This window comes from Amycolatopsis sp. NPDC051371 (assembly GCF_040682155.1).
Classification (GTDB): domain Bacteria; phylum Actinomycetota; class Actinomycetes; order Mycobacteriales; family Pseudonocardiaceae; genus Amycolatopsis.
Genome location: NZ_JBFBAG010000058.1, coordinates 1 through 24,484, shown reverse-complemented (window position 1 = coordinate 24,484; position 24,484 = coordinate 1). Strand labels below are relative to the sequence as shown.

General features: G+C 71.7%; 22 protein-coding genes. 6 read left to right on the top strand and 16 right to left on the bottom strand.

Annotation, left to right across the window (positions count from 1 at the left end; all coding sequences use genetic code 11):
* Positions 1–4 precede the first annotated feature (4 nt).
* Positions 5–694, bottom strand: coding sequence for a thiamine pyrophosphate-dependent enzyme (locus tag AB0M59_RS45520; protein WP_364628164.1), 690 nt, complete (start codon positions 692–694; stop codon positions 5–7).
* Between the two features lie 52 nt (positions 695–746).
* Here AB0M59_RS45520 and soxR point away from each other — a divergent pair, with 52 nt between their 5' ends.
* Positions 747–1,208 carry a redox-sensitive transcriptional activator SoxR gene (gene soxR, locus AB0M59_RS45515; protein WP_364628163.1) on the top strand — a complete coding sequence of 154 codons (462 nt, stop codon included), beginning with the start codon at positions 747–749 and terminating at the stop codon, positions 1,206–1,208.
* Positions 1,209–1,241: 33 nt separating this feature from the next.
* The gene (locus tag AB0M59_RS45510) at positions 1,242–1,775 is read left to right on the top strand and encodes an RNA 2'-phosphotransferase (protein ID WP_364628161.1); all 534 of its coding nucleotides are present in this window, start codon (positions 1,242–1,244) and stop codon (positions 1,773–1,775) included.
* A 330-nt stretch (positions 1,776–2,105) separates the two neighbouring features.
* Here the strand turns inward: AB0M59_RS45510 and AB0M59_RS45505 are convergent, their stop codons facing one another.
* Positions 2,106–2,699, bottom strand: coding sequence for a TetR family transcriptional regulator (locus AB0M59_RS45505; RefSeq protein ID WP_364628159.1), 594 nt, complete (start codon positions 2,697–2,699; stop codon positions 2,106–2,108).
* A gap of 205 nt (positions 2,700–2,904) precedes the next feature.
* Here AB0M59_RS45505 and AB0M59_RS45500 point away from each other — a divergent pair, with 205 nt between their 5' ends.
* Positions 2,905–5,100, top strand: coding sequence for an MMPL family transporter (locus tag AB0M59_RS45500; protein ID WP_364628157.1), 2,196 nt, complete (start codon positions 2,905–2,907; stop codon positions 5,098–5,100).
* 62 nt (positions 5,101–5,162) lie between these two features.
* Here the strand turns inward: AB0M59_RS45500 and AB0M59_RS45495 are convergent, their stop codons facing one another.
* The 5 genes from AB0M59_RS45495 to hisD are packed head-to-tail and all read right to left on the bottom strand — an operon-like array spanning position 5,163 to position 9,768.
* Positions 5,163–6,548: an RNA polymerase subunit sigma-70 gene (locus tag AB0M59_RS45495; protein WP_364628156.1), complete on the bottom strand. Its 1,386-nt coding sequence runs from the start codon at positions 6,546–6,548 to the stop codon at positions 5,163–5,165.
* A 46-nt stretch (positions 6,549–6,594) separates the two neighbouring features.
* The gene (locus AB0M59_RS45490) at positions 6,595–6,753 is read right to left on the bottom strand and encodes a hypothetical protein (RefSeq protein ID WP_196425226.1); all 159 of its coding nucleotides are present in this window, start codon (positions 6,751–6,753) and stop codon (positions 6,595–6,597) included.
* Positions 6,750–7,349 carry an imidazoleglycerol-phosphate dehydratase HisB gene (gene hisB, locus AB0M59_RS45485; RefSeq protein ID WP_364252804.1) on the bottom strand — a complete coding sequence of 200 codons (600 nt, stop codon included), beginning with the start codon at positions 7,347–7,349 and terminating at the stop codon, positions 6,750–6,752. The genes AB0M59_RS45490 and hisB overlap by 4 nt, the downstream gene beginning before the upstream one ends.
* Positions 7,346–8,446, bottom strand: coding sequence for a histidinol-phosphate transaminase (locus AB0M59_RS45480; RefSeq protein WP_364628154.1), 1,101 nt, complete (start codon positions 8,444–8,446; stop codon positions 7,346–7,348). Before AB0M59_RS45480 ends, hisB begins: the two co-directional genes overlap by 4 nt.
* Positions 8,446–9,768: a histidinol dehydrogenase gene (gene hisD, locus AB0M59_RS45475; protein WP_364628152.1), complete on the bottom strand. Its 1,323-nt coding sequence runs from the start codon at positions 9,766–9,768 to the stop codon at positions 8,446–8,448. Before hisD ends, AB0M59_RS45480 begins: the two co-directional genes overlap by 1 nt.
* Positions 9,769–9,852: 84 nt before the next feature.
* On the opposite strand from hisD, the gene AB0M59_RS45470 reads away from it, so the two are divergent.
* Positions 9,853–10,647 (top strand): carbon-nitrogen hydrolase family protein, encoded by a 795-nt coding sequence (locus tag AB0M59_RS45470; RefSeq protein WP_364628150.1) that lies wholly within the window; start codon positions 9,853–9,855, stop codon positions 10,645–10,647.
* Positions 10,648–10,753: 106 nt separating this feature from the next.
* On the opposite strand, the gene AB0M59_RS45465 is transcribed toward AB0M59_RS45470, so the two are convergent.
* Genes AB0M59_RS45465 through eccB form a run of 3 tightly spaced genes read right to left on the bottom strand, consistent with a single transcriptional unit; the run spans position 10,754 to position 13,529 of the window.
* Positions 10,754–11,404 carry a response regulator transcription factor gene (locus tag AB0M59_RS45465; protein ID WP_364628148.1) on the bottom strand — a complete coding sequence of 217 codons (651 nt, stop codon included), beginning with the start codon at positions 11,402–11,404 and terminating at the stop codon, positions 10,754–10,756.
* Positions 11,401–12,096, bottom strand: coding sequence for a response regulator transcription factor (locus tag AB0M59_RS45460; protein ID WP_364628146.1), 696 nt, complete (start codon positions 12,094–12,096; stop codon positions 11,401–11,403). The genes AB0M59_RS45465 and AB0M59_RS45460 overlap by 4 nt, the downstream gene beginning before the upstream one ends.
* Before the next feature lie 11 nt (positions 12,097–12,107).
* A complete protein-coding gene (eccB, locus tag AB0M59_RS45455) occupies positions 12,108–13,529 on the bottom strand; it encodes a type VII secretion protein EccB (RefSeq protein WP_364628145.1) in 1,422 nt (473 codons plus the stop codon).
* 141 nt (positions 13,530–13,670) lie between these two features.
* Between eccB and AB0M59_RS45450 the strand changes: the two genes are divergently transcribed.
* Positions 13,671–14,720 carry a type VII secretion protein EccE gene (locus AB0M59_RS45450; protein ID WP_364628143.1) on the top strand — a complete coding sequence of 350 codons (1,050 nt, stop codon included), beginning with the start codon at positions 13,671–13,673 and terminating at the stop codon, positions 14,718–14,720.
* A 74-nt stretch (positions 14,721–14,794) separates the two neighbouring features.
* On the opposite strand, the gene eccD is transcribed toward AB0M59_RS45450, so the two are convergent.
* From eccD to AB0M59_RS45420, 6 genes are read right to left on the bottom strand one after another with little or no spacing between them, the layout of a single operon-like run.
* Positions 14,795–16,165 (bottom strand): type VII secretion integral membrane protein EccD, encoded by a 1,371-nt coding sequence (gene eccD, locus AB0M59_RS45445; protein ID WP_364628142.1) that lies wholly within the window; start codon positions 16,163–16,165, stop codon positions 14,795–14,797.
* Positions 16,165–16,485 (bottom strand): YbaB/EbfC family nucleoid-associated protein, encoded by a 321-nt coding sequence (locus AB0M59_RS45440; RefSeq protein WP_086674669.1) that lies wholly within the window; start codon positions 16,483–16,485, stop codon positions 16,165–16,167. Before AB0M59_RS45440 ends, eccD begins: the two co-directional genes overlap by 1 nt.
* Positions 16,482–16,952 carry a hypothetical protein gene (locus AB0M59_RS45435; RefSeq protein WP_364628140.1) on the bottom strand — a complete coding sequence of 157 codons (471 nt, stop codon included), beginning with the start codon at positions 16,950–16,952 and terminating at the stop codon, positions 16,482–16,484. The genes AB0M59_RS45440 and AB0M59_RS45435 overlap by 4 nt, the downstream gene beginning before the upstream one ends.
* Positions 16,952–18,313 (bottom strand): WXG100 family type VII secretion target, encoded by a 1,362-nt coding sequence (locus tag AB0M59_RS45430; protein ID WP_364628138.1) that lies wholly within the window; start codon positions 18,311–18,313, stop codon positions 16,952–16,954. Before AB0M59_RS45430 ends, AB0M59_RS45435 begins: the two co-directional genes overlap by 1 nt.
* A gap of 3 nt (positions 18,314–18,316) precedes the next feature.
* Positions 18,317–19,372, bottom strand: coding sequence for a hypothetical protein (locus AB0M59_RS45425; RefSeq protein WP_364628136.1), 1,056 nt, complete (start codon positions 19,370–19,372; stop codon positions 18,317–18,319).
* A gap of 38 nt (positions 19,373–19,410) precedes the next feature.
* Entirely contained in the window at positions 19,411–20,184 is a 774-nt protein-coding gene (locus AB0M59_RS45420; protein ID WP_360684999.1) for a WXG100 family type VII secretion target, read from the bottom strand.
* A gap of 143 nt (positions 20,185–20,327) precedes the next feature.
* On the opposite strand from AB0M59_RS45420, the gene eccCa reads away from it, so the two are divergent.
* On the top strand, positions 20,328–24,254 hold the full coding sequence (eccCa, locus tag AB0M59_RS45415) for a type VII secretion protein EccCa (protein WP_364628134.1): 3,927 nt from the start codon (positions 20,328–20,330) through the stop codon (positions 24,252–24,254).
* Positions 24,255–24,484 lie beyond the last annotated feature (230 nt).

Here is a 24,484-nt window from a genome sequence, read left to right as displayed (position 1 = left end):
AAAATCAGCCCTTCGGTTCGACGACGGCGATCACGGCCAGCGGCCGGCCGGGGTGGGCACCCGTGAACGCCTCGTACAGCGCCGAGTGGTCGCGGCCGGACACCGTGCGCGTCTCCCAGCCCTCCACCTCGAAACGGCGCCCGATACCTCCCGGCCAGCCGCGCGTCGACGACCGGTTGTCGATCACCACCGTCGTCAGGTTTTCCAGGCCGAAGCGCGCCGCGACGACGATCGCCTCGTGGTTCGAACCCTCGTCCAGCTCGGCGTCGCCGACCAGCGTCACGACCTTCGACGTCAGCCCGCGGGCGCGCAGGCCCAGCGCCGTGCCGAGGGCGATCGGCAGGCCGTGGCCGAGGGAGCCGCTCGAGATCTCGACGCCCGGGACGCGCCGACGGTCCGGGTGGTGGCCGAGGCGCGACAGCGCGTTCGACCACGTCGGCAGCTCAGCCTCGTCGAGAAACCCCTTCACCGCCAGGACCGCGTAGTACGCCATCGGGCCGTGCCCTTTGGACAACAGGAAACGATCACGGTCCGGCGAGCGGAAGTTCGACGGCGTGACGTCGAGCACGCGGTCGTACAGCACCCACAGCACGTCCACAGTGGACTCCGCGGCGGCGTGGTGCTTGTCGTCGCCGGTCATCAGCGAGATCAGTCGCGGCAACTCGGCGTAGCCCGGTTCGGTCGTAGTGGTCATACTCCGACGATGCAACCTCGACTAAACTCGAAGTCAAGGATAGCCTGAGCTGGTGACGAGGCTCGCTGAACATCTCAGCATCGGACAGGTGGCGGACCGCAGCGGGGTGCCGCACACGGCACTGCGGTTCTACGAGGAAAAAGGCCTGATCAGCTCGGAGCGGTCGGCGGGCAACCAGCGCCGCTACTCGCGCTCGGTGCTGCGGCGGATCGCCTTCATCCGCGCCGCGCAACGGGTCGGGCTCTCCCTGGAGGACATCAGCGCGGCGCTGACGTCACTGCCGGCCGACCACGCCCCGACGAAAGCCGACTGGGCACGGCTCTCGCGCGACTGGCAGCACGAGCTCGACGCGCGCATCGACGCCCTGCAACGGCTTCGCGACCGGCTCACCGGCTGCGTCGGCTGCGGGTGCCTGTCGCTACGCAGCTGCGCGCTCTACAACAACGACGACGCGCTGGCGCGCTTCGGGCCGGGAGCGAGCAAACTGCGTCCGGCGGTCGAGGGCGGCATCTAAATCGCTTGCCCGCCGCGGGATCCTGGGAAAGCAATGAACGAAAAAGAAATCACCCGCATCTCGAAGCGGCTGGCGCTGCACCTGCGCCACGACCCCGCCGCCCTCGGCCTCACCCTCGCCCCTGACGGCTGGGTCGACGTCGACACCCTGCTGCGAGCATTGAAGATCACCCGTGAACAGCTCGACGAGGTCGTCGAGACGAACAACAAGCGCCGGTTCGCCTTCGACGCGACCGGCACCCGCATCCGCGCGAGCCAGGGCCACAGCGTCTCGGTCGACCTCGGTCTCGCGGACGCGACACCGCCGGACGTGCTCTACCACGGCACGGTGGCGAAGTTCCTCGACGCGATCCTGCTCGAGGGTCTGCGCCCGATGAAACGTCACGCGCTCCACCTTTCGGCGACGCTCGACACGGCCCGAACGGTGGGAGCCCGGCGCGGAAAGCCGGTGATCCTGCAGGTCGACGCCGCGAGGATGGCCGCGGCGGGACACGCGTTCCAGGTCAGCGCGAACGGCGTTTGGCTGACGACGTCGGTGCCGCCGGAGTACCTCTATCGCATCGGCTGAGCCGGAATCCCGTACCCGAGCGGTCGGCTCGCGTACCCAGCCGGTCGGTTCGCGTACCTGGACCGTCGGCGCGCGTGACGGAAGCCGGAACTCGCGTGATCGAGCGCGTACCTCGCGTGATTGAGCACGTGTCTCGCGTGATCAGAGACGGAACTCGCGTGGCTGGAGCGGTCTCTCGCGTGATTGAGCGGGCATCACGCGTGGCTGGAGCGGCCTCTCGCGTGATTGAGCGGGCATCACGCGTGGCTGGAGCGGCATCACGCGTGACTGGAGGGGCATCACGCGTGATTGGGCGGGCATCACGCGTGACTGGAGGGGCATCGCGGGTGATCAGGCGGTTGACACGGGGGTGGTGAGGCGGCGGCGGGGGCGGCCCAGCAGGCGGCGGCCCACGTCCAGCAGTTCCGTGCGCAGTTCGTCGTCGCCCAGGCTGGCCAGGTCGGGGGAACCGCCGGCCATCGCGAGGCCCGTCAGCGTCACCATCGCGTTGACCCGCGCCGCCGGGGTCGGGTCCGGGCCCGACAGGACGGCGAGCAGCGCCTGACCGAAAGCCTCCACGCCGCCGTGGGCGGACTTCTCGATCGCGCGGATGAGACCCGGGTCGCTCGAGAACAGCGCCACCAGCGCGCGGTGCCGGATCACCAGGTCGACGAACCCCTCCAGCAGCAGGTCCACCTGCGCGCCGCGGCGCTTCTGCGCGGCCGCGCGCAGCACCAGTTCGTCCAGGTCACGCACACCGGGCTCGGCCACCGCCTCGGTGATCTCCGCCTTCGTCTTGAAGTGGTAGTAGACCGCCGCCTTCGTGACCCCGAGCGCGTCGGCGATCATCTGCAGCGACGTGCCCTCGACCCCGTGTTCGGTGAACAGCCGCAACGCGGTCTGCAGCAGTCGGGTCCGGGTGTCCTCGGCCGGGCCGGCGGTCATTCTTCCTCCTCAGCGAGCCGTCGGAGCGTACGTCACTCCCTGTCGATCGGCAAACGACGTCCTAGCCGATCGGCTGGGATAAACCTTGCTGTTCGGCAAGTCACATACTTGCCGATCGGCTTGGAGGTCTCCTTGCCGATCGGCTAGCTTGGGCAGTAATCAGATTGAGTGAACCGACCCCGTTCGGGCGAAACGGAGCTGACTCGTGGCGACCTTCCTGTACCGGCTCGGCCGGTTGTCCTTCCGACGGCGAGCGCTGGTCGCCGCCGTCTGGGCAGCCGTCCTGGTAGCGCTCGGGCTGGGCGCCCTCACGCTGTCCGGCCAGCTGTCGAATTCGGTGACGATCCCCGGCACCGAGTCGCAGCGGGCGATCGACCAGCTGACCGAGAAGTTCCCGCAGGCCAACGCCGGTGGCGCGACCGCGCGCGTCGTCATCGAGGCGCCGGCCGGCACCTCGGTCACCGACGCGAAGGGCAAGGCCGCCGTCGAGTCCCTGGTCGGACGGCTGAAGACCGCGCCGAAGGTCTCCGCCGTCGTCGACCCGTTCCAGGCGCAGTCGATCTCGCCCGACAAGCGCGTCGCACTCGCCCAGGTCAGCTACGGCGCCAAGGCGTACGAGCTCACCGACGGTGACCGGCAGGCGCTGCTCGACGCGGCGAACGCCACCCGCGACGCCGGGTTCACCGTCGAGTTCGGCGGCGACGCCGTGCAGGGCATCCCCGAGACCGGCGCGACCGAGGGCCTGGGCGTCGCGGTCGCCGCCGTCGTGCTGATCATCACGTTCGGCTCGCTGGTCGCCGCCGGGATCCCGCTGCTCACCGCGCTGATCGGCGTCGGCACCGGGATGGGCGGCATCTTCCTCGCGTCCGGGTTCCTGGAGCTGAACTCGAACACGCCGATCCTCGCGCTGATGATCGGGCTGGCCGTCGGCATCGACTACGCGCTGTTCATCGTGTCGCGCTACCGGCACGAACTCAGTCTCGGCCGCGATCCCGAGGAGGCCGCGGGCCGCGCCACCGGCACCGCCGGCTCGGCCGTGGTGTTCGCCGGGCTCACCGTGATCATCGCGCTGGCCGGGCTCACCGTCATCGGCATCCCGTTCCTCGGCCAGATGGGCGTGGCCGCCGCGGTCACCGTCGCGGTCGCCGTGATCATCGCGCTGACGCTGCTGCCCGCGATCCTCGGCTTCGCCGGGCAGCGGGTCGCCGGCGAACGCATCCGGCTGCGCCGCAAGCCGGTCGGAACGACGCACGGCGAGCGTTGGGCGCGGTTCGTCGCGCGCCACCGGATCCCGGTGCTGCTCGTCGCGCTGGCCGGGATGGCCGTCGTCGCGCTGCCCGCGCTCGGCATGCAGCTCGGCCTGCCCAACGACAGCACCGCGGCGCCCGAGTCGACCCAGCACAAGGCGTACGAGATCGCCAGCCGCAGCTTCGGCGAGGGCTCGAACGGACCGCTGCTGGTCGTCGTCGACACCGGCTCGAGCACCAACCGGCAGGCCGCGCTCGGCCAGGCCGCGGCCGACATCCAGAAGCTGCCCGACGTCGCCGCCGTCACCCCGCCGAAGGTCAACCAGAACGGTGACACGGCGTTGCTCACGGTGATCCCGGAGAGCGGCCCGAGCAGTACCCAGACCGAGGACCTGGTGGCCGCGATCCGCACCGAATCCGGCGTGCTGGAGAACGCGACCGGCGCGAAGCTGGCCGTCACGGGGCAGACCGCGGCGAACATCGACGTCTCGGAGAAGCTGTCCGACGCGATGCTGCCGTACCTCGCGCTGATCGTCGGGCTGGCGTTCGTGCTGCTGATGCTGGTGTTCCGCTCGGTCGTGGTGCCGCTGAAGGCCACGATCGGCTTCCTCGGCTCGGTCGCGGCGACGTTCGGCGCGGTGGTCGCGGTGTTCCAGTGGGGCTGGCTGACGGACCTGCTCGGCGTCGAATCGACCGGGCCGATCATGAGCATGCTGCCGATCCTGCTGATCGGCGTGTTGTTCGGGCTGGCGATGGACTACCAGGTGTTCCTGGTGACGCGGATGCGCGAGGAGCACGTCCACGGCGCGGAGCCCCAAGAAGCGATGGTCACCGGCTTCCGCCACGGCGCGCGGGTGGTCGTCGCGGCGGCGCTGATCATGATCAGCGTGTTCGCCGGGTTCATCCTGGCCGAGTCGTCGCTGATCCAGTCGATCGGCTTCGCGCTGGCGTTCGGCGTGCTGGTGGACGCGTTCGTGGTCCGGATGACGCTGGTGCCGGCGGTGATGTCCCTGCTCGGCCGCGGCGCGTGGTGGCTGCCGAAGTGGCTCGACCGCATCCTGCCGGACGTCGACGTCGAGGGCGAGAAGCTCACCAAGCACCTCGACGCCGCTCCCGACGACGACGAGCGAGAGCTGGTCGGCGCAAGCCGCTAGCCGAAGTTCGTGAAGGCCACCTTGAGGAACTTCAAGTTCCTCAAGGTGGCCTTCACGGCTTTTCAGGCCGGGGCGGGGACGCCGTCGAGGACGATCACCGGAAACACCCGGTCGGTGTTCCGCTCGTAGGCGGAGGTGCCGTCGGAAACCGTGCGGTAGAGGCGGTCGCGTTCCTCGCCCGTCGTCACGACGGCCTGGGCCGAGTAGGTGCCGGCGCCGAGCTCGACCGTCACGGCCGGGTCCGCGCGCAGGTTGTGGAACCAGGCCGGATGCCGGGGAGCGCCCGCCTTGGAGCCGACCACGAACACGCGGCCCCGGTCGTCGACCGCGAAGCCGAGCGGCACGGTCGTCCGCCGTCCGGTGCGCGCTCCGGTCGTGGTCAGCAGCAGGATGGGGAACGGCGGTTGACTGACCACGCCGTGGTGGGCCCGGAATTCGCTGATGACGCCTTCGTTGTAGGTGCGGAACTCCTCGTCGGCCGGCACGGCGGTTCTCGTGGCGGGAAGACCGAAGTCCGCCACCAACCCGGGACCGCCGGGGAAGACGGTGATGCGGGCGATCCCGGTGGGCGTGACGTCGAGAACGGCGATCCCGAGGGCCTGGTGGGTTCCGTCGGCGGCGCGGTAGTACGTCGCGGCGGCCGGCCGGCCGTTCGCCCGGGTCGGGGTCATCAGCCAGTCGCCGGGAGCGCCGAGCACGTGCGCCAGGTAGCGCAGGCACCGCACCTTGCCGGAGAACCAGGTCCGCGTGCCCACCAGTTCGATCGCGGCGTCGGCGCGCAGCGCCTTTTCCAAGGCTGCCAGATCGGCGTGCCCGAAACCGGCGATGTACTGGCGCAGCAGGTCCCGGGCGTGCGGGTCGGTCGGCTCGACGACGTCGTCGGGCGACGGCGAGATCTCGTCGAGCCGGGCGCGGGCCCGTTGCAGCGCGCTCTTGACCGCAACCGTCGAGATCTCGAGCATGGCCGCGACCTCGCCGGCGCTGAAACCCAGCACCTCCCGGAGCAGGAGCACGGCTCGTTGCCGGGCCGGCAGGTACTGCAGGGCGGCGACGAGCGCCAGCCGCACGCTGTCACGCGCCGCCGAAAGCGTCGCGGGGTCGACCATCACCCAAGCGTCCGGAACCGACCCCAGCCAGGTCACCTCGGGCGCCGCCAGGGCCGGCGGCGCGTCGGGATCGTCGGCCGGACCACCCAAGCCGGAGGGCAGCGCCCGCCTGCCGCCCTGGCCCAAGGCGGACAGGCAGGCGTTGGTCGCGATGCGGTGGAGCCAGGTGCGCAGCGAGGAGCGGCCCTCGAACGTCCCGAACGACCGCCATGCCCGCAGGTACGTCTCCTGCACGAGGTCCGCCGCATCGTCCGCGGAGCCGACCATGCGGTAGCAGTGCGCCAGCAACTCGCGCCGGAACGGCTCGGCCTGCCGGGCGAATTCCTCTGACCACTCCGTCATCACCATGCAGTGCAGACCCTCCGCGCTCGCGAAAGGAATCGGCCGGCTAGCTCATGAACCAGAAAATCGCGCCGCCGATGGCCAGCAGGGCCGCCACACCCAGCACGCCCGCCATGAACTTGGCCGTCTTCCACGTCGAGTAGACGCCGCCCACCAGGAACCCACCCAGGGCGAGCAGGAGAACTCCGACGACTTCCTTGCTCACAGAACACCCTTCGTGGAGGGGATGCCGCCCGCGCGCGGGTCCGGCTCCGTCGCGGCCCGCAATGCCCGGGCCACCGCCTTGTACTCCGCCTCCGCGATGTGGTGCGGGTCGCGGCCGTGGATCACCCGGACGTGCAGCGCGATCTGCGCGTGGAACGCCAGCGAGTCGAACACGTGCCGCGTCAGGACGAACGGGTAGTTGCCGCCGATCGTGAAGGTGTTGAACTGCTCCGGCTCGCCCACGTGCACGCAGTACGGGCGCCCGGACACGTCGATCGCGGCGTGCGCCAGGGTCTCGTCCATCGGGATCCACGCGTCGCCGAAGCGGCGGATGCCGCTCTTGTCGCCCAGGGCCTGGCGGATCGCCTGGCCCAGCACGATCGCTGTGTCCTCGACCGTGTGGTGCGCGTCGATGTGGACGTCGCCGGTCGCCTCGACCTTGAGGTCCAGGGAGCCGTGGACGCCGAACGCCGTCAGCATGTGGTCGTAGAACGGCACGCCGGTCGAGATCTCGACCTCGCCCGTGCCGTCGAGGTCCAGCTGCACGAAGATCGAGGACTCCTTGGTGGTCCGTTCGACCTTGCCGATGCGGGTCATCGGGAAACTTCCTTACTCGCCTCGAGGAAGGCGTCGTTCTCTTCCGGCGTGCCGATGCTGACGCGCAGGTGTCCTTCGATGCCGGGGTCGCGGATCAGCACGCCCTTGTCCAAATAGGACTGCCAGGCCGCGTGCGGGTCGCTGAACCGTCCGAAGAGGACGAAGTTCGAATCGCTCGGCACGGGGTCGTAACCCAGACCGGCCAACGCCTCCACGACGCGGTCGCGTTCGGCCGCCAGCTTGTGCACGCTGTCCAAAGTGGCGTCCGCGTGGCGCAGCGCCGCTCGGGCGGCCGCCTGCGTGAGCCGCGACAGGTGGTACGGCAGCCGCACCAGCTGCAGCGCGTCGACGACCGCCGGAGCCGCGGCCAGGTAGCCCAGCCGCCCGCCCGCGAACGCGAACGCCTTGCTCATGGTGCGTGAGACGATCAAAGAAGCCGGGTAGTCGGCCAGCAGCTCGACGGCGCTCGGCTGCGACGAGAACTCCGCGTACGCCTCGTCGACGACCACGATCCCGGTGGCCGCGTCGAGCACCGCGCGCAACTCGGACAGCGGGATCGAGCCGCCGGTCGGGTTGTTCGGGCTGGTGACGAACACGATGTCCGGGCGCCGTTCCGCGATGACCGCCGCCGCCGCGGCCGTGTCGAGCGTGAAGTCGGCGCGGCGCGGCGCCGGGAGCCACTCGGTGCGCGTGCCCGAGGCGATGATCGGGTGCATCGAGTACGACGGCTCGAAGCCGAGCGCGCTGCGCCCGGGACCGCCGAAGGCCTGCAGGATCTGCTGCAGCACCTCGTTGGACCCGTTGGCGGCCCAGACGTTCGCCTCCGACAGCACCACCCGCGTCGACACGCTCAGGTAGTCGGCCAGGTCCTGGCGCAGCGCGACCGCGTCGCGATCCGGGTAGCGGTGCAGCTGCCCGGCCTCCGCGCGGACCGCCTCGGCGACGTCCGCGACCAGCTCGGGCGGCGGCGGGTACGGGTTCTCGTTGGTGTTGAGCCGGACCGGGACGTCCAGCTGCGGCGCGCCGTACGGGGTCTTGCCGCGCAGGTCGTCGCGCAGCGGCAGCGCGTCCAGGGTGACCTCTTCGCCGATCGTCATCAGACCGAACCTCCGAAGCGCGCGGCGACGGCCTCGCCGTGCGCGGGCAGGTCCTCGGCGTTGGCCAGCGCGACGACGCGGCCGGCGACCTCGCGCAGCGCGTCCTCGGAGTAGTCCACGACGTGGATGCCCTTGAGGAAGCTCTGCACGGACAGGCCCGAGGAGTGGCGGGCGAACCCGCCGGTGGGCAGGACGTGGTTGGACCCGGCGCAGTAGTCGCCCAGCGACACCGGGGCGTACGCGCCGACGAAGATGGCGCCCGCGTTGCGGACCCGGGCGGCGACCGCGGGCGCGTCCGCCGTCTGGATCTCCAGGTGCTCGGCGGCGTAGGCGTCGACGACGCGCAAGCCGTCGTCCACAGTGGACACCAGGATGACGCCGGACTGCTTGCCGCCCAGCGCTTCGGCGACGCGCTCGGAGTGCTTCGTCGCGGCGACGCGGCTCACCAGGTCCTTGTCGACGGCGTCGGCGAGCTGCTCCGACGTCGTCACCAGGACGCTCGCCGCGAGGGGGTCGTGCTCGGCCTGGCTGATGAGGTCGGCAGCGACGTGCACGGGGTCGGCTGTCTCGTCGGCGAGGATCGCGATCTCGGTCGGACCGGCTTCGGAGTCGATGCCGATCAGGCCGCGCAGCATCCGCTTGGCCGCGGTGAGGTAGATGTTGCCCGGCCCGGTGACGACGTCGACCGGGACGAGCTCGGCGCCGTCGGTGTCCGTGCCGCCGTACGCGAGCAGCGCGACGGCCTGCGCGCCGCCGGCCGCCCACACCTCGTCGACGCCGAGGAGCTCGGCCGCGGCGAGGATGGTCGGGTGCGGCAGGCCGTCGAACGCGGCCTGCGGCGGCGAGCAGACGACCAGCGAGCCGACGCCCGCGATCTGCGCCGGGACGACGTTCATCACCACGGTCGAGGGGTAGACGGCCAGCCCGCCCGGGGCGTACAGCCCGACGCGCTCGACCGGCACCCACTTCTCGGTGACCGTGCCGCCGTCGACGACCGTGGTCGTGACGTCGGTGCGGCGCTGCTCGGCGTGCACCTTCCGAGCGCGGGTGATCGACTCCTCCAGCGCGGCGCGGACCTCCGGGTCCAGCTCGGCCAGCGCCCGCGTCAACCGCTCACGCGGCACCCGCACGGACGCCGGGCGGACCCCGTCGAACTTCTCGGTGTACTCGAGGACGGCTTCGACACCGCGGTCACGGACCGCCTCGACCACCGGGCGCACGTGATGCAGCGCCGCGTCCACGTCGTATTCGGCGCGAGGGAGCGTGGCGCGCAGTTCGGCGGCGGTCGGGACCTGCCCACGCAGGTCGGTGCGGTTCAACATGCCCTCAAGGGTACGAGGTCACACTGAAGCGTCCGTCGGCGATACTCCCCGGTGACGGCCGATCCCAGGATGCAGGAGGCAGCGGTGGCGCGAATCGCGTTGTGCCAGGTCAACTCGGGTGACGACCCGGAGGCGAACCTGAAGCTGATTCGCTCCGGCGTCGAGGCCGCGGTGGCGGGCGGCGCGCGGATCGTCGTGTTCCCCGAAGCGACGATGGCCCGGTTCGGCCGTCCGCTGGAGCCGGTCGCGGAGGCCTTGGACGGGCCGTGGGCGTCCGCGGTCGCTTCGGTGGCCGCCGAGCACGACGTCGTGGTCGTCGCCGGGATGTTCACCCCGGCGGACGAGGGCCGTGTTCGCAACACGCTGCTGGTCACCGGCGGCGGGCAGCACCGCGGCTACGACAAGATCCACCTCTACGACGCGTTCGGCTTCGCCGAGTCGGACACGGTCGCGCCCGGTGCCTCGGTGACCACGTTCGAGCTGGACGGCGTCGTCTACGGCGTCGCGACGTGCTACGACCTGCGGTTCCCGGAGCTGTTCCGCGCGCTGGCCGACGACGGCGCCGACGTCGTGCTGCTGCCGGCGTCCTGGGGCGCGGGCGAGGGCAAGCGCGAGCAGTGGGAGGTGCTGGTGCGCGCACGGGCGCTGGACTCGGGCTGCTGGGTGCTGGCCTGTGGCCAGGCCGACCCGGCGGCGACGGGCGTCACGGTCAACCCGAAGGCGCCGACGGGCATCGGGTACTCGACGGTGTCGGACGGCTTCGGCCGGGTCGTGGCCCAGGCCGGTCCCGCTCCGGAGACCTTGCTGGTGGACGTCGACCCGGCGGTGTCGGCCCAGGCCCGTACGGCGACGGGAGCCCTGGCCAACCGCCGGCTCTGACCGGACCCGAGCGCCCCAATGTGGCCTTCGGTGCGTCAGACGCACCCAAGGCGGCCTTCGGTGCGTGAGACGCAACCAAGGCCACATTGGGGCGCTTGAGGCGGAGCTAGCGGAGCAGGCCTTCGCGGATCGCGACCCGGACGAAGCCCGCGCGCCGGCGCTCGCCCGTCTTGTCGCGGATCCGGTCGAGGTACGACCGGACCGTCCGGACGCTGATGTTGAGGATCTCCGCCACGTCGACGTCGCGCTCCCCCGCCGCCACCAGCCGGAGCACCTGCTTCTCGCGCTCCGACAGCACGATCTTCGGGCCGGCGTGGCGCTCTTCGCTGTCCTGGATGATCATCCCGGCCAGCGTCGGCGACACGTACGCGTTGTCGTCGGCGATCGTGCGGATCGCGCGCAGGAGCTCGTCGCCGTCGACGTCCTTCGACAGGAACCCCTTCGCGCCCGCCTGCATCGCGCCGAGGACCTCCGGCTGTTCCGCGTGCGCGGACACCACCAGCACCTTGTGCCCCATCTGTCCCACTTCCAGGACCGCGGCCGCGTCCTGGACGCCCCGGAGCTTCAGGTCGAGGACCACGACGCTGCCGGCCGGCTGGTCCTGGACCGCGAACCGGGCCACCGAGTCGGCGACCGCGCCGAGCTCGATGTCCGCGGCCTCGGTGAGCACGCGGGTGAGCGCGTACCGGTAGAGCGGGTGGTCCTCGATGACGCCGACGTGGATCTTCCGCGGCGCCTTGACTTCCCCGTCGCTCATTTGCGGCCGCCGCGCCGCGGGCCGGAGCCGCCGATCAGGCCGCGCCGGATGGCTTCCTTGACCAGGCCCGGCCGCCGCCGTTCGCCGGTCTTGTCGCGGATGCGGTCGAGGTAGCCCCGCACGGTCCGGACGCCGATGCCGAGGATCAGCGCGATGTCGACGTCGCGCTCCCCCGCCGCCACCAGCCGCAGCACCTGCTCCTCGCGCGGCGACAGCTCGACGTCGGCCGAGACGGCGGGCCGGTCCGCGTTGTCCTTCATGATCATCCCGGCGACCACCGCGGAGACGTACGCGCCGCCGCCGGCCACCGTCTTGATCGCGATCAGCAGCTCGTCGGCGTCGACGTCCTTGGAGAGGAACCCGCGCGCCCCCGCGGCGATCGCCCCCAGCACGACTTCGGGCTCCGCCTGCGCGGAGACCACGAGCACGTGGTGCCCAAGCTCGCAGACCTCCAGGACCGCCGCCGCCCCGGCGACGCCCGGGAGGCCCAGGTCCAGCAGCACCACGCTGCCCGGTGGCTGCCGGTGGACGTGGAACCGCGCCACCGAGTCGACCACCGCCCCGAGCTCGATGAATTCGGCTTCGGCCAGCACCCGCTCCACCGAAACGCGGTACAGCGGGTGGTCTTCGATGACCGCGACCCGGACCCGGCCCCGGTCCAGATCGTCCTCGGCCGAGCGCTCTTGTGTCATGTGCACGACTTTCACCCCGTTCCACCCGACGGGGCCGGCCGTCCGGCCGTGGCCGGGTCCAGCGCGGGGCCCATCGGCACCAATGCCAGCAAACTACCGTTGACCGGTGATCTATTCACGCTTCCGTAGCCGAGCGAGGCCAATGCCTGCGCGTTCACCACCGGGTACTTCCGGCCCGTATCGGTCACCAGGTACGTGGTGGCCGAGCCGGATTCGACGACGACGGCTCCCCCCGACGGAGGTACGTACACCTCGTCCGCCACCCGTGCTTCGGTCCGGGTGGCGACCTGGATTGCTTTGGCGCCAGGAGAAAGCGGGAATTCGGCCGAAACGAGCAACCGGCTGCCCTGGATGCACAACGCGACGGAGTTTCCGGTGATCGGCGCCTTGCCCGGGATGCGGTCGGGAAAGGCCGCGGGGTCGGCACCGCCGGCGCGGGGCGCGGCGACCTTCGGCGCGGCGGCGACGTCGGCGGCGCGGACGTCGACCGGCGCCGGCGTGCCGGGGTACGCGGCCGCGTTGGCCCCCGTCGTCACCAGCAGGCTCGCCTCGGTCTGCCCGACCGGCTCGAGCCCGTCGCGGCGGACGAGGTAGTACGACGTCGCGGTGCCCGGCGCGGCCATCGCGTCCACGACGGCGAGGACCTCGCCGACGCGGGTGCCGCGGCCGCCGACGTCCGGTCCGCGGCCACCGGCGCCGTCGACCGGCAACGCGGTCAGGTCGCGCCCGGCCGGGACCGTGTCGATCCACCGCGCGGACACCGCGATCGTCGGGTAGCTGTCGAACTGCAGCGCGGTCGCGGCCTCGTCGGAAAGCTTGTAGCGGCGGCCGCCGGCGAGCAGGAACCGGTCGCCCCCGGGCAGCCGGACGATCACGCCCTGGTCGCGCGGCAGCTCGACCGCGGACGCGGGCGCGGAGAGCAGGACGGCGGTGCGCGGCTCGGCCGACGCGGGCGCGTCCTGGGTGGTGCGGCTGCAGCTCGTCCACGGCGTCGTGACGAGTGCGCCGGCGGCGGGCACCGAGTCGGGCGCGCCGGGGATGCCGATCTGGGTGCCGCGGCCGGCCTTGCCGAGGTTCTCCGACGAGACGGACACGGTCGCGTCGCCGTTGCCGCCGGCGAGCAGCCGCGCGGAGGCGTAGTTGAGGACGGGGTGCAGGACGCCGTCGGCACCGAGCACGAACCGGGCGCCGGTGCCCTCCTCGACGATCACCTTGCCGCCGGCCAGCCAGTCTTTACCGCCGGAGGGGTTGAGCAGGCCGATGATCCCGAAGACGGCGGTGACGAGCAGCGCGGCCACGAGCCCCAGCACGGTGCCGAGCACGAGCCGGCGGCTGGGCGAGACGGGGTGGTTGGCGTCGGCGGCGACGAGCGCGGAAACGAGCCTGCGGCGGAGGAACTGGTACGCCTGGATCTGGTCCCGCTGCGTCCACACGCGCTGTGCCCCCGGCTGTGTGCGTCGTCCTCCCGAGTGGTCGACGCTAGGCACCCGGACGGCGCACGGGGAGGGTAATTTTTACGCCCACGCGGCATCCGGGGAGGCAGTAGCGTCGCAGACCCGGGGAAAGGGGAACCCGTGTCCGTCGAAACCGCCGGCGCCGTGCGCCCGGCACCGCCGCGGCCCGCGTCCACGCCGCTGCCCTGGCTGCTGCCGATCCGGCCGTTGCAGGCCGCGCTGTGGGAGATCGCCGGGATCGCCGTCCTGCTCGCGTGGATGGTCGACACCGTTTCGCAGCCGGTGCGGATCGTGGTCAGCGCGGCAGCCGGCCTCTTGGTGCTGCTGACGTCCGTGCGCTTCGCCGGACGGCACCTGGCGGGCTGGGCCCTGACCTGGACGGCGTTCCGGCTGCGGCGCCACGACACGCGCCGCGACAGCCCCGACCCGCTGCTGTCCGTGGCCGGGACGGTGAAGGTGCGCCAGCACGTCGACCGCGCGGGCAACCGCTTCGGCGTCGCCGAGGTCGACGGCGGGTGGAGCGCGCTGGTCCGGCTGACGCAGGGGCCGGGGGCGCCGGGCCCGCTGGTCGAGGCGTTGCGCTCGGCCTACCGGCGGACGGACGTTCCGCTGGCGTCGGCGCAGCTGCTGACGTGGGCCATCCCGCGTGGCGACCAGGTGCTGCGAGTCCGCTGGCTGGCGGTGCGGTACCGGCCGGACCTCGCGCCGATCGCGGCGTTGGCCCGAGGTGGCGGCGACCTCGGGGCGTTGCGGAGCACGGCGTCGGCGGCGTTGAGCCTGATGGGCGCGCTGGCCGAGGCCGGGTACCAAAGCACAGTGCTGGAGGCCGGGGAGCTGGCGAAGGAGCTTCGGGTGGCGCTGGGTGTCCAGGGGGCCGCTTCCGGGCCGCCGGACCGGTGGAAGTCGTGGACCTGGGGTGACTCGGCGCAGGTGTGTTTCCGGCCGCGGTCGTCGCGAGTGGTGGATTTCGCGGTGCCGGGGGCGGCTTTCACGGCGACGTCGTACACGCTGACGCGGACTTCCGGTGGGCGGGAGAAGGCCGAAGTGACGGTGCGGGTGGGGGCTCGGCCTGGTTCTCCAGTCCCGTCGCCGAAGATTCCGGCGGTTCCGCTGCACGGGCGGCACGGCGCCGCGGTGAGGCAGACACTTCCGCTGGCGCTGGACTCCTGAAACGACATGAACGACCCTTTCATGTCGTCTGGTGGCATGAAAGGGTCGTTCATGTCATCGCGGAGGCCGCAGACTCAGCCGCGGACGGCTTCGTAGACCCCCGCGATCATGCCCACGAAAGGCACCAGCGAAAGCAGCACCAAGAACTCCGAGACGTCCAAAAGCCTTGACCAGTAAGGCGAACGCAACCCACGCGCGACCCGCGTCGCGTACACCAGGCACACCACCGCCGCCAGGACGACCGCGCAGCCCGCCGCGAAGACCACCGTCCGGTTGCCCGAGGCCACCAGCCACACCCCGGCGCACACCAGGGAAAGCACGCCGAAACCGACCAGCACCAGGCGTTGGACACGGCCCGCGTACGACCGCGACCGCAGGATCCACGCCACGCCCAGCAATCCCGCCAGGCCGGCGTCCCACGGGCCGGCCGTGGACAGCACCACCGACGACGCCAGCACCACCAGGCCCAGGCCCACCAGCAACCCCGTCAGCACGGCCTGCGCCCGGGACGTCCGGCCGATCATCTCCGTCCCCACCGACGGCTGCTCGTCCGCGCGGAACGCCTCCATGTCGTCCGGGACCCGGGGCAGCGGCAGGCGGGCCAGGCGCAGCGCCAGCATCGGGGCCACCGCCGCCAACGCCGTGCTCAGCACCGCGACCACCGCCGCCGCCGACACGGGAGAAACGCCGGCCAGCAGGACCACGCCCGTCGTGATCGCACCGAACCCCGCCGCGCTCGTGATCGCCACGAACCACGGCAGCCGGTCGGCCACCGAGACCGCCGCCAGGACGCCGTACACCGTCACCGCCGCCAGCCCCGCCGCCAGCGGACCCGCCGACAGCGAGAACAGCGGATGCGGCGCCAGGATGGACATCCCGGCCAGCAGCGCGACGCCGACGCCGGCCACCGCTCCGGCCGCGCCGGCTTCCGCGTCTCCGTAGGCACGGCTGAGCGCGCCGCCGCCGAGGAGCAGCACCAAGGCCAAGAGCCCGGTCCCGATCGGCGCCAGGACGCTGCCGGACGCCGCCGCCTGGACCAGCAGCCCGCCGGCCAGCAGCAGCACGACGGCGGCCACCAGCCCGGACCGCCGGGCGACCGACGGCCCCCAGCCACCGGCCGAATCGGCGACGCTGGCGATCGAGTCGACGACGTCGTCGAACAGCAGCGGACCCCGCGGACGTTCCCGCGGGGTCAGGTGGAGCACTTCGCCGTCCCGGATCTGGGCCGCGGCCACGCTCAGGCCCAAGGCCAGTGGCGCGCCGCCCAGCCGGGACAGCACCCAGCCCGGATGTTCGGCCGACGCCTGCCCGGACGCCCCGGCCAGCCGCACCAGCTGGGGCACCAGCTCGGCGAACGTCGACTGCTGTGGCAAGGCGACGTCGACGCGGGCCCTCGGTGTCACCACCGTGACCCGGCGCGTCGTCCCGGTCAAAGAAGCCGTCATCAGACGTTCTTCGCGGCCGAGATCACCGGGGCGAACTTGGCGTTCGACGCCTCGGCGAGCTTCTGCAGTCCGGCGTTCACCGCCTCGAGGACGATCTCCGAGAGGTTGCGGGCGTCGTACTCGCGGATCGCGCGGGGGTCGATGTCGATCGAGGTGAAGCGGCCGTCGCCGCGGAGGGTGACGGTGACCTCGTTCTGCCGCGAGTGCGCCTTGACCTCCATCGCCTCGACCGTGCGCTGGATCCGCTGGACCTCTTCGGTCTGCTTGCGCACCTGCGCGAGCAGCTCGTCCATGTCCGGCACCGCGTACGGATCGGTCACTGTTGCATCCCTTCGTGCTGGCGGACGCGGACACTGCCCACGAACCGCTGGAAACCGGGTGAGAGCCGCCGCGCGGTCGCGGGCGCGGCCGTGCAGGCGAGCTCGAGCACCAGCCGGTCCGCCGGCGTGGGGCCGGGAACCGTCAGGTGCACCTGGGTCTGGATCAGCTCTTCGCCTTCGCCGGTGCGCAGGCGCAGCAGCTGCATGACGCCGGGCGCGGCCGGGGCGCCGACGTCGCGGCGGCTCAGTACCTCCAGGCCGGCCATCGTGCGCGAAAGGCGTTCGACGGCTTCGGCGGCGATGGCGTCGATCGACGCCTCGTCGGGCCGCTGCTGGACGCTCACGGTGATGTTCGGGACGAACTCGCCCGGCGAAGCGTCGTGCACGGCGACGAACACCGCGCCCGAGTCGCCCGGGTCGACGGCCGTCCAGCCGTCCGGGATGACGAAGTCCAGGGGAAGGGTCATCACAGCCCCACGTAGGAAACGGCATCGTCCCAAGCGGATCCGACGGCGGTGGCGGCGTCGTTCGCCGCGGTCCCGACGTAGTCCGCGGCCGCGCCGCCGTACTCGGTGATGGTGTGGCCGAGCTTCGGCAGGTCGATGTCGATCTTCGCGCCGACGCCGGCGCCGAGGCCGAGCGCCGCGCCCGCCTTGAAGTTGACCTTGATGTGCCCGGCGTCGTAGGTGGCCTGGGCGTCGAGCTGCGCGCCGATGCCGTACTGCAGGGTGCCGTTCGCGCCGACGCCGATGCCCGCGACGTCCGCGGCGACCTCGCCTTCGACCTTGCCGCCGGCGAAGACGTTCGCGTGCGCGCCCAAGCCGTGCGCCCCGATGGTGCCGGACGCGCTCGCCTCGCCACCGGCGAAGACCGTGCCCTTGGCGTGCGCCGCGGCGGGACCCCAGTCGCCCTTGGCTTCGAGCTCTTCCTTCACCGCGGCCAGCTCGGTGTGCCCGGACGCGCCGACGTCCCAGCCCTTCGACGTGATCTTGCCGTCGTACTCCGGGGTGAGCCCGTCCTGCTCGTGCTTGAACTTGTAGTACGTGATCTCGGTGCTGTTGCCGAGCTTGTCCTTGAACCCCTCAGGCTTCGGCTGGCCGAACGGCGTGTCCGCCTTCTTCGGCGCGCGCGTGCCTTCCAGGCCGTCCCAGGTGAGCTTCTTCCAGCCCGAGTTGCCGAACCACGACGGCGCGCCCCGCGGCCGCTTCCGGCCGTCGAGGGTGCTGCCGTTGAGCCAGCCCAGCGGGCCGCCCGTCTTCTTGCCCAGCTTGTATTCGAGCCGTTGGGTGCCCTCGGGCGGGAACAGCTCGGCGAGCGCGTCGGAGAACTCGTCGACGACCTGGCGGGCAGCTTGGACGCTCTGCTCGCCCAGCTGCCGCGCGGCCTGGATGAACGCGCCGACCGAGCCGGAGTTCACCGCGCGCGCCTGCGCGGTCAGCTGCTGGGCGTACTGGTCGAACTGCGCGATGACGGAGTCGACCGCGGCCTTCGCCGACTGGACGAGCTGGGCCGCCGTCGAAAGCCGTTTCGCCTGGTCGTCGAGTTTCGTGGCGGCATCGGTGAGCTCCTTGCCGAGCTCGCCGGCCGCCGTCGCGAACGCGGTGTAGGCGTCGCCGTCCCAGTCCGCGTGCAGCGTCTTGGCCGACTCGTCGATTTCGCGCGCCTTGCCCGACACCGTCGAAGCCTGGGTGGCGACGCGCTGCGACGCGGCGCTCAGCGCCCCGGGGTCACCGGTGACCCGTCTCTGACACTCGACCAGGACCTGCCGGTAGCCGGACAGCACGGAGCTGACCACCCCCGACGCGTCGACGACCCCCGAGGACCACATGGGCTAGTTCCCGGCCGCGTCGTAGCCGACGTGCTGGCTGAAGTGCTTGCCGTTGTAGTCCATGGCGATGTCGATGTCGAAGTCCTGGCCGCCCGGAGCCTCCACAGTGGACTCACCGGTGGTGAGGTTGGTGTGGATGACGACCTCGTCGGCCCCGCCCGAAGGCACGGGAGCGGGCGCGGGCTGGGTGACCGGAGTCGGCTGCGTCGGCACTGTGGCGCCGTTCTGCCCCGGGTTCACGGCGATCCAGCTGTTCGACGGGTCGAGCGACGTGCCGGGGCCGGTCACCGGCGTCGTCGCGCCGCCGCTGGAACCGCCGCCGGGCGCGAGCGCGGGCGGGGTGTAGTCGGTGAACGAAGGCTGCTGCGGGATCCCCCCGCCGCTCCCGCCCGCCACCGCCTGCTGCCCGGCCGGGCTTGCCACCGACGGCGGGGCCTGGGGCGCCGTGACCGGGGTGGTCCCGATCGACGGCGTCGTCGCGCCCGAGCTGCCGGAGTCGTGGTGGAAGAGCTTTTCGATCTGGCCGATGACCTGCGCGAGCTGCGTGATCTGCTGGGCGAGGTCGACCGCACCGAGCGCCTTGAGCAGCGCGCCGATCGCGGTGATGAACGCCCGCAGCGACGCGCTCGTCGCGGTCGACAAAGCGACCGCCGCGCCGTAGGTCCACCAGTTCGACATCAGCGCGGCGACCGTCGGGTTCACCGCGGAGACCACCGCGCGGTAGGCCTCCTGCGCCGTCTTGATCAGCGTGCCGGAGACGCCGAGCAGCTCGGCGCCCTTCTGGACCACGTTGATGATCTTGGTGAGCTGGTCGAGCGATTCGCCGATCTTCTTCAGCGCCGACTCGCTCGCCGCGCCCGACCAGATCTTGCCGAGCTGGTCGGCGGCCTTCGTGAGCTCGGTGTACATGCTCAGGAACTGCTCGGCCTTCTTGACCAGGTCGACCACGTGCTGCGCGATCTGCTCCGGCTGGCCGGTGACGATCTGCGGCAGGATGGTGATCGGCCCGCCCGAGGACGCGGTCGCGTCCATCGCGCTGGAGTTCGGGAAAGTCAGCATCGGACCTCACAAAGGTTCTGTAGTGCCAGACAGGACGATCAGACGACGGAGGCGGGCCGGTAGACGCTGACCTTCGCCAGCCCGCCGATGCGGGCGTCGAGGAGCCCGTGGTTGTAGAGGCGGCCGCCGTCGCCGGCGACGCCGATGACCGGCTGGCGGTCGGAGAACAGCAGCGGCTCGACGACCACGACGTCCCCGCTGTGCACGCCGCCGGGAACGTCGGAGAAGGTCCGCGCGGTGCCGGCGTAGACCTCGATGAGCCCGACGCGCGCCTGGTTGTCGGCGTCGCCGGCCAGCCAGTCGTTGAAGTCGGCGACACCGTGGAAGCGCGTGTCGGTGATCGGGTGGTCCCCGAGCCGGCCGAGCTGCGCGTCCCCCAGGTAGCGCAGCACGTTGCCGACCGACGACGGCTCGCCGTGGGCGCCCGCGCTGTCGTTGATCGCCAGGGTGGCGAGCTCCGAAGCGTGCGAGCTCCCCCAGATCGACGACGTCGGCGTGGTGGACCCGTCGTGGCCGCCGCCGTAGCCGGCGGCCGCGGCCCGGTCCGCCGCCTGGTAGGCGTCGGCACTGGCCTTGACCAGCCCGTTGACCTGCTGCAGCAGCTGCAGGAGCGTGCGGACGGCGGTGACCTGGCTGGAGTGCAGGGCGGCGTTCGCGGCGGCGACGGCGCTGCCGAAGCCCGCGAACGACATCGGCTGCACGACGAGCCGTTCGAGGTCGGCCACGGCGTTGATGCCGTGGGCGATGATGCCGCCGACGTTGCCGACGGACGAGCGCATCGCCTCGGGCTCAGCCCGGTACTCGCCGGCCATGGCTCTCCTTCCGCGGGTGGCTGCTCGGCAGAGCGTAAGTTCGGCCCCGGAAGCGGGCGGACGGCAAAAGTACCCACCGCGGCGTGTCGGCAAGTGGCCAAAATACCGGTCAGAGCCACCCCGATCTGCTGGAGCCTTACTTCATGAGCCTGTCGCCGGAGCGCCCTCCCGAGATCGTGCTGCAGTCGCCGCCGATGCTCCCGAAGAGCTCGTCCGGCGGGATGATGCAGCTGATGATGTTCCTGCCGATGATGCTCGGCATGGGCGCGATGTCGTTCGTCTACATCGGACGCGACGGCGGCGTGATGACCTACATCTTCGGCGCGCTGTTCATCTGCGCCATGGGCGGCATGGTCGTGATGTCGCTGGGCCGCGGCGGCATGGCGAAGAAGGCGCAGATCAACGACGAGCGCCGCGACTACCAGCGGTACCTCTCCGGCCTGCGGGCCCAGGTCCGGGACATCGCCGACGGCCAGCGCGCCGCGATGGTCGCCGTCCAGCCCGATCCCGCCGACCTCTGGGCCTACGTCGAGACCGGGAAGCTGTGGGACCGGCGGCGCACCGACGGCCAGTTCGCGCAGGTGCGCGCGGGTTCCGGGCCGCAGCGGCTGGCGACCCCGCTGAAGGCGCCGCAGACCGTGCCGCTGGAAGACCTAGACCCGGTCTGCTCCACCAGCCTCAAGCACTTCATCCGCACCTACTCGACGGTCGACGACCTGCCGGTGGCGCTGTCGCTGCGCTCGTTCGCCGCGGTCACCGTGGCCGGGCGGCGGCCGGACGTGCTCGGCCTGGTGCGGTCGCTGCTGTGCCAGCTCGTCACCTTCCACTCCCCCGCGGACCTGCGGGTCGCGGTGTGCGTCCCGGCGGACCGGCAGCACGACTGGGAATGGGCGAAGTGGCTTCCGCACGCGACCGCGGCCGGTGCGGCCGACGCCGTCGGCTCCCGGCGCCTGGCCGCCGACTCGGCGGCCGGCCTGGCCGAACTGCTCGGCGCGGACCTCGGCGAACGCCCCGCGTTCAGCCGTCGCGCGGCGGCCGAGCTCGACCTGCCGCACCTGGTGGTCGTCGTCGACGGCGGCAACGCCCACGGCGAGCCCCGGCTGATCGGCGAAGACGGCCGGCTCGGCGTCACGGTGCTCGAGATCGGACAGGAACACCCGCGGACGTACTCGACCGAGCGGCTGCTGAGCCTGCACACCACCCCCGATTCCCTGGGCATGGTCGTCGGCGACGCCACCGAGCAGCGGCTCGGGTTCCTCGGCCGCCCGGACATCCTGGACCGCGGCGCCGCGGAGGCGCTGGCCCGGATGCTGACGCCGTTGCACACCCCGGCCGCGGTCGTCGGCGACAAGCCGATGTCGGCGACGTTCGGGCTGTCCGGGCTGCTCGGCATCGGCGACCCGCGCGACACCGACACCACCATCACGTGGGCGCCGCGCGCGGCGCGTGACCGGCTGCGGATCCCGCTGGGCGTCAACCCGGAGGGCCGGCCGGTGGAGCTGGACCTCAAGGAGTCGGCCGAGGGCGGGATGGGCCCGCACGGCCTGGTCATCGGCGCGACCGGGTCCGGCAAGAGCGAACTGCTGCGGACGCTGGTGACGGCGCTGGCGGTGATGCACTCGTCGGAGACGCTGAACCTGGCGCTGATCGACTTCAAGGGCGGCGCGACCTTCGCCGGGATGACCGACCTGCCGCACACCTGCGCCGTCATCACGAACCTGTCCGACGACCTCGCGCTCGTCGACCGCATGGCCGACGCGCTCAACGGCGAGCTGCTGCGGCGCCAGGAACTGCTGCACGCGGCCGGGAACTACGCGTCGGTGCGCGACTACGAGAAGGCGCGGGCGGACGGCGCGGCGCTCGACCCGCTCCCGTCGCTGCTGGTGATCATCGACGAGTTCAGCGAGCTGCTGTCCGCGCGGCCGGAGTTCATCGACCTGTTCGTCGCGATCGGCCGGCTCGGGCGCTCGCTCGGTATTCACCTCCTGCTGGCGTCGCAGCGGCTGGAGGAGGGCCGGCTGCGCGGGCTCGATTCGCACCTGTCGTACCGGATCGGCCTGCGGACGTTCTCGGCGTCGGAAAGCCGGACGGTGCTGGGCGTCGCCGACGCCTACCACCTGCCGCCGGTGCCGGGGTCGGCGTACCTGAAGTCCGACACCGAAACGCTCATCCGGCTCAAGGCCGCGTACGTCTCGGGGGAGCTGCCGCCGCGCAGCACGGTCGTGCGCGAGGACGGGCAGGAGCTCGGCGTGCTGCCGTTCTCCTTGGCCCCGGTGGAAATTCCGGTGACGACCGAGATCTCGGACGTGCCGAAAGCCGACGGCACCGGCGAGACGATCATCCACGCGATGCTGTCGCGCCTGGAGGGCCGCGGGCCGGCCGCGCACCAGATCTGGCTGCCGCCGCTGGCCGAACCGCCGACGCTGGAGCAGCTCCTGCCGCCGCTGGGCGAGGACGCCGCGCGCGGCCTGTGCCCGCTCGGCTGGGGCGGCAACGGGAAGCTGACGATCCCGGTGGCGCTGGTGGACAAGCCGTTCGAGCAGCGCCGGGACATGCTGTGGGCCGACTTCTCCGGCGCGGGCGGGCACGCGCTGATCGTCGGTGCCCCGCAGAGCGGCAAGTCGACGCTGATGAAGGACATCGCGGGCATGCTCGCGCTGACGCACACCCCGGCCGAGGTGCAGCTGTTCGTGCTGGACATGGGCGGTGGCGCGCTGGCCCCGATCGCCGGGCTGCCGCACACGTCCGGGTACGCCACCCGCCGGGACGCGCAGCGCTGCCGCCGGGTCGTCGCCGAGCTGACGACGTTGCTCGAACAGCGCGAGGAGTTCTTCGCCGCCCACGGGATCGAGTCGATCACGACGTTCCGCCAGCGCCGCGCGGAGTTCACCGAGAGCACCGACGGGCGCGAGTTCGGCGACGTCTTTCTGTTCGTGGACAACTGGACCACGATCCGGCAGGAGTACGAACAGCTGGAGGAGCAGATCACCGGGCTGGCCGCGCGCGGGCTCGGGTTCGGCATCCACGTGATCGTCTCGCTCAACCAGTGGATCGGCGTCCGCGCCCAGTTGCGCGACGCGATCGGCACGCGCTTCGAGCTGCGCCTCGGCGACCCGATGGACTCCTCCATCGACCGCAAGGTCGCGGTGAACGTCCCGGCCGACCGGCCCGGGCGCGGTATCACGGCGGAGAAGCTGCACTTCCTCGCGGCGCTCCCCCGCATCGACGGCGACCAGCGCCCGGAGACGGTCGGCGCGGGCGGCGTCGACCTCGTCCGGAAGATTTCCGAGGCCTGGAAGGGACCGCGTGCGCCGCAGGTTCGGCTGCTCCCGCCCGAGGTCCCGCTGGACACGCTGCCCGCGGCCCCTTCGCGCCAAGTCACTCTGGGGATCGCCGAATCGACGTTGCGCCCGGTGTGCCTGGACTTCTCGGCGGACCCGCACTTCGTGGCCTTCGGCGACGTCGAGTCCGGGAAGAGTTCACTGCTGCGTGCGCTGGCTCATGGCATCACGTCGGCGTACACCCCGGACGAGGCGGCGATCATCGTCGCGGACTACCGCCGCGGCCTGCTCGGCGCGGTGCCGGAGCCGCACCTGCTGGGTTACGCGGGCGCCGAAGGCAAGCTGACGGAGCTGATCTCCGAGTGCGCGACCGCGATGCGCAACCGGCTGCCGGGTCCTTCCGTGACGCCGGAACAGCTGCGCAACCGGTCGTGGTGGCGTGGGCCGGAGCTGTTCGTCCTGGTGGACGACTACGAACTGGTGGCTACCGTGGGGCGCAATCCCTTGCAGCCACTACTGGAGTTCCTGCCGCAGGCTCGGGACATCGGCCTGCACGTGATCATTGTGCGGGGTTCCGGTGGGGCTGGGCGGGCGTTGTTCGAGCCGGTGCTGCAGCGGTTGCGGGAGCTGGGTTCGCCGGGGTTGATCATGTCGGGGACGAAGGACGAAGGGGCGCTGCTGGCGGACGTCAAGCCTTCGCCGCAGCCGCCGGGGCGGGGGACGCTCGTTTCTCGGCGGCATGGGACCGGTTTGGTTCAGGTGGCTTGGACCAAGCCTGCCGAGTCTTAGGTGGCTGGGTTTTAGGGATACGGCTTCGCCGGGGCGTAGGAAATCGGCGCTTCGTGTTGTTGCCTTCCGCTCGGTGCGAGAGCGCCGATTCCCCACGCGACGGTGCCCCTGCCGCGTCTGCCGTGTTCCACCTGATCGGTAACTGTTCAGGCCCTTTCCGGGCTGTGAACGGGTCTGTGGGATGATCTTGTTGTGGGGGAAGGTGTCCGTCCGTCGTATGACGAGCTGGC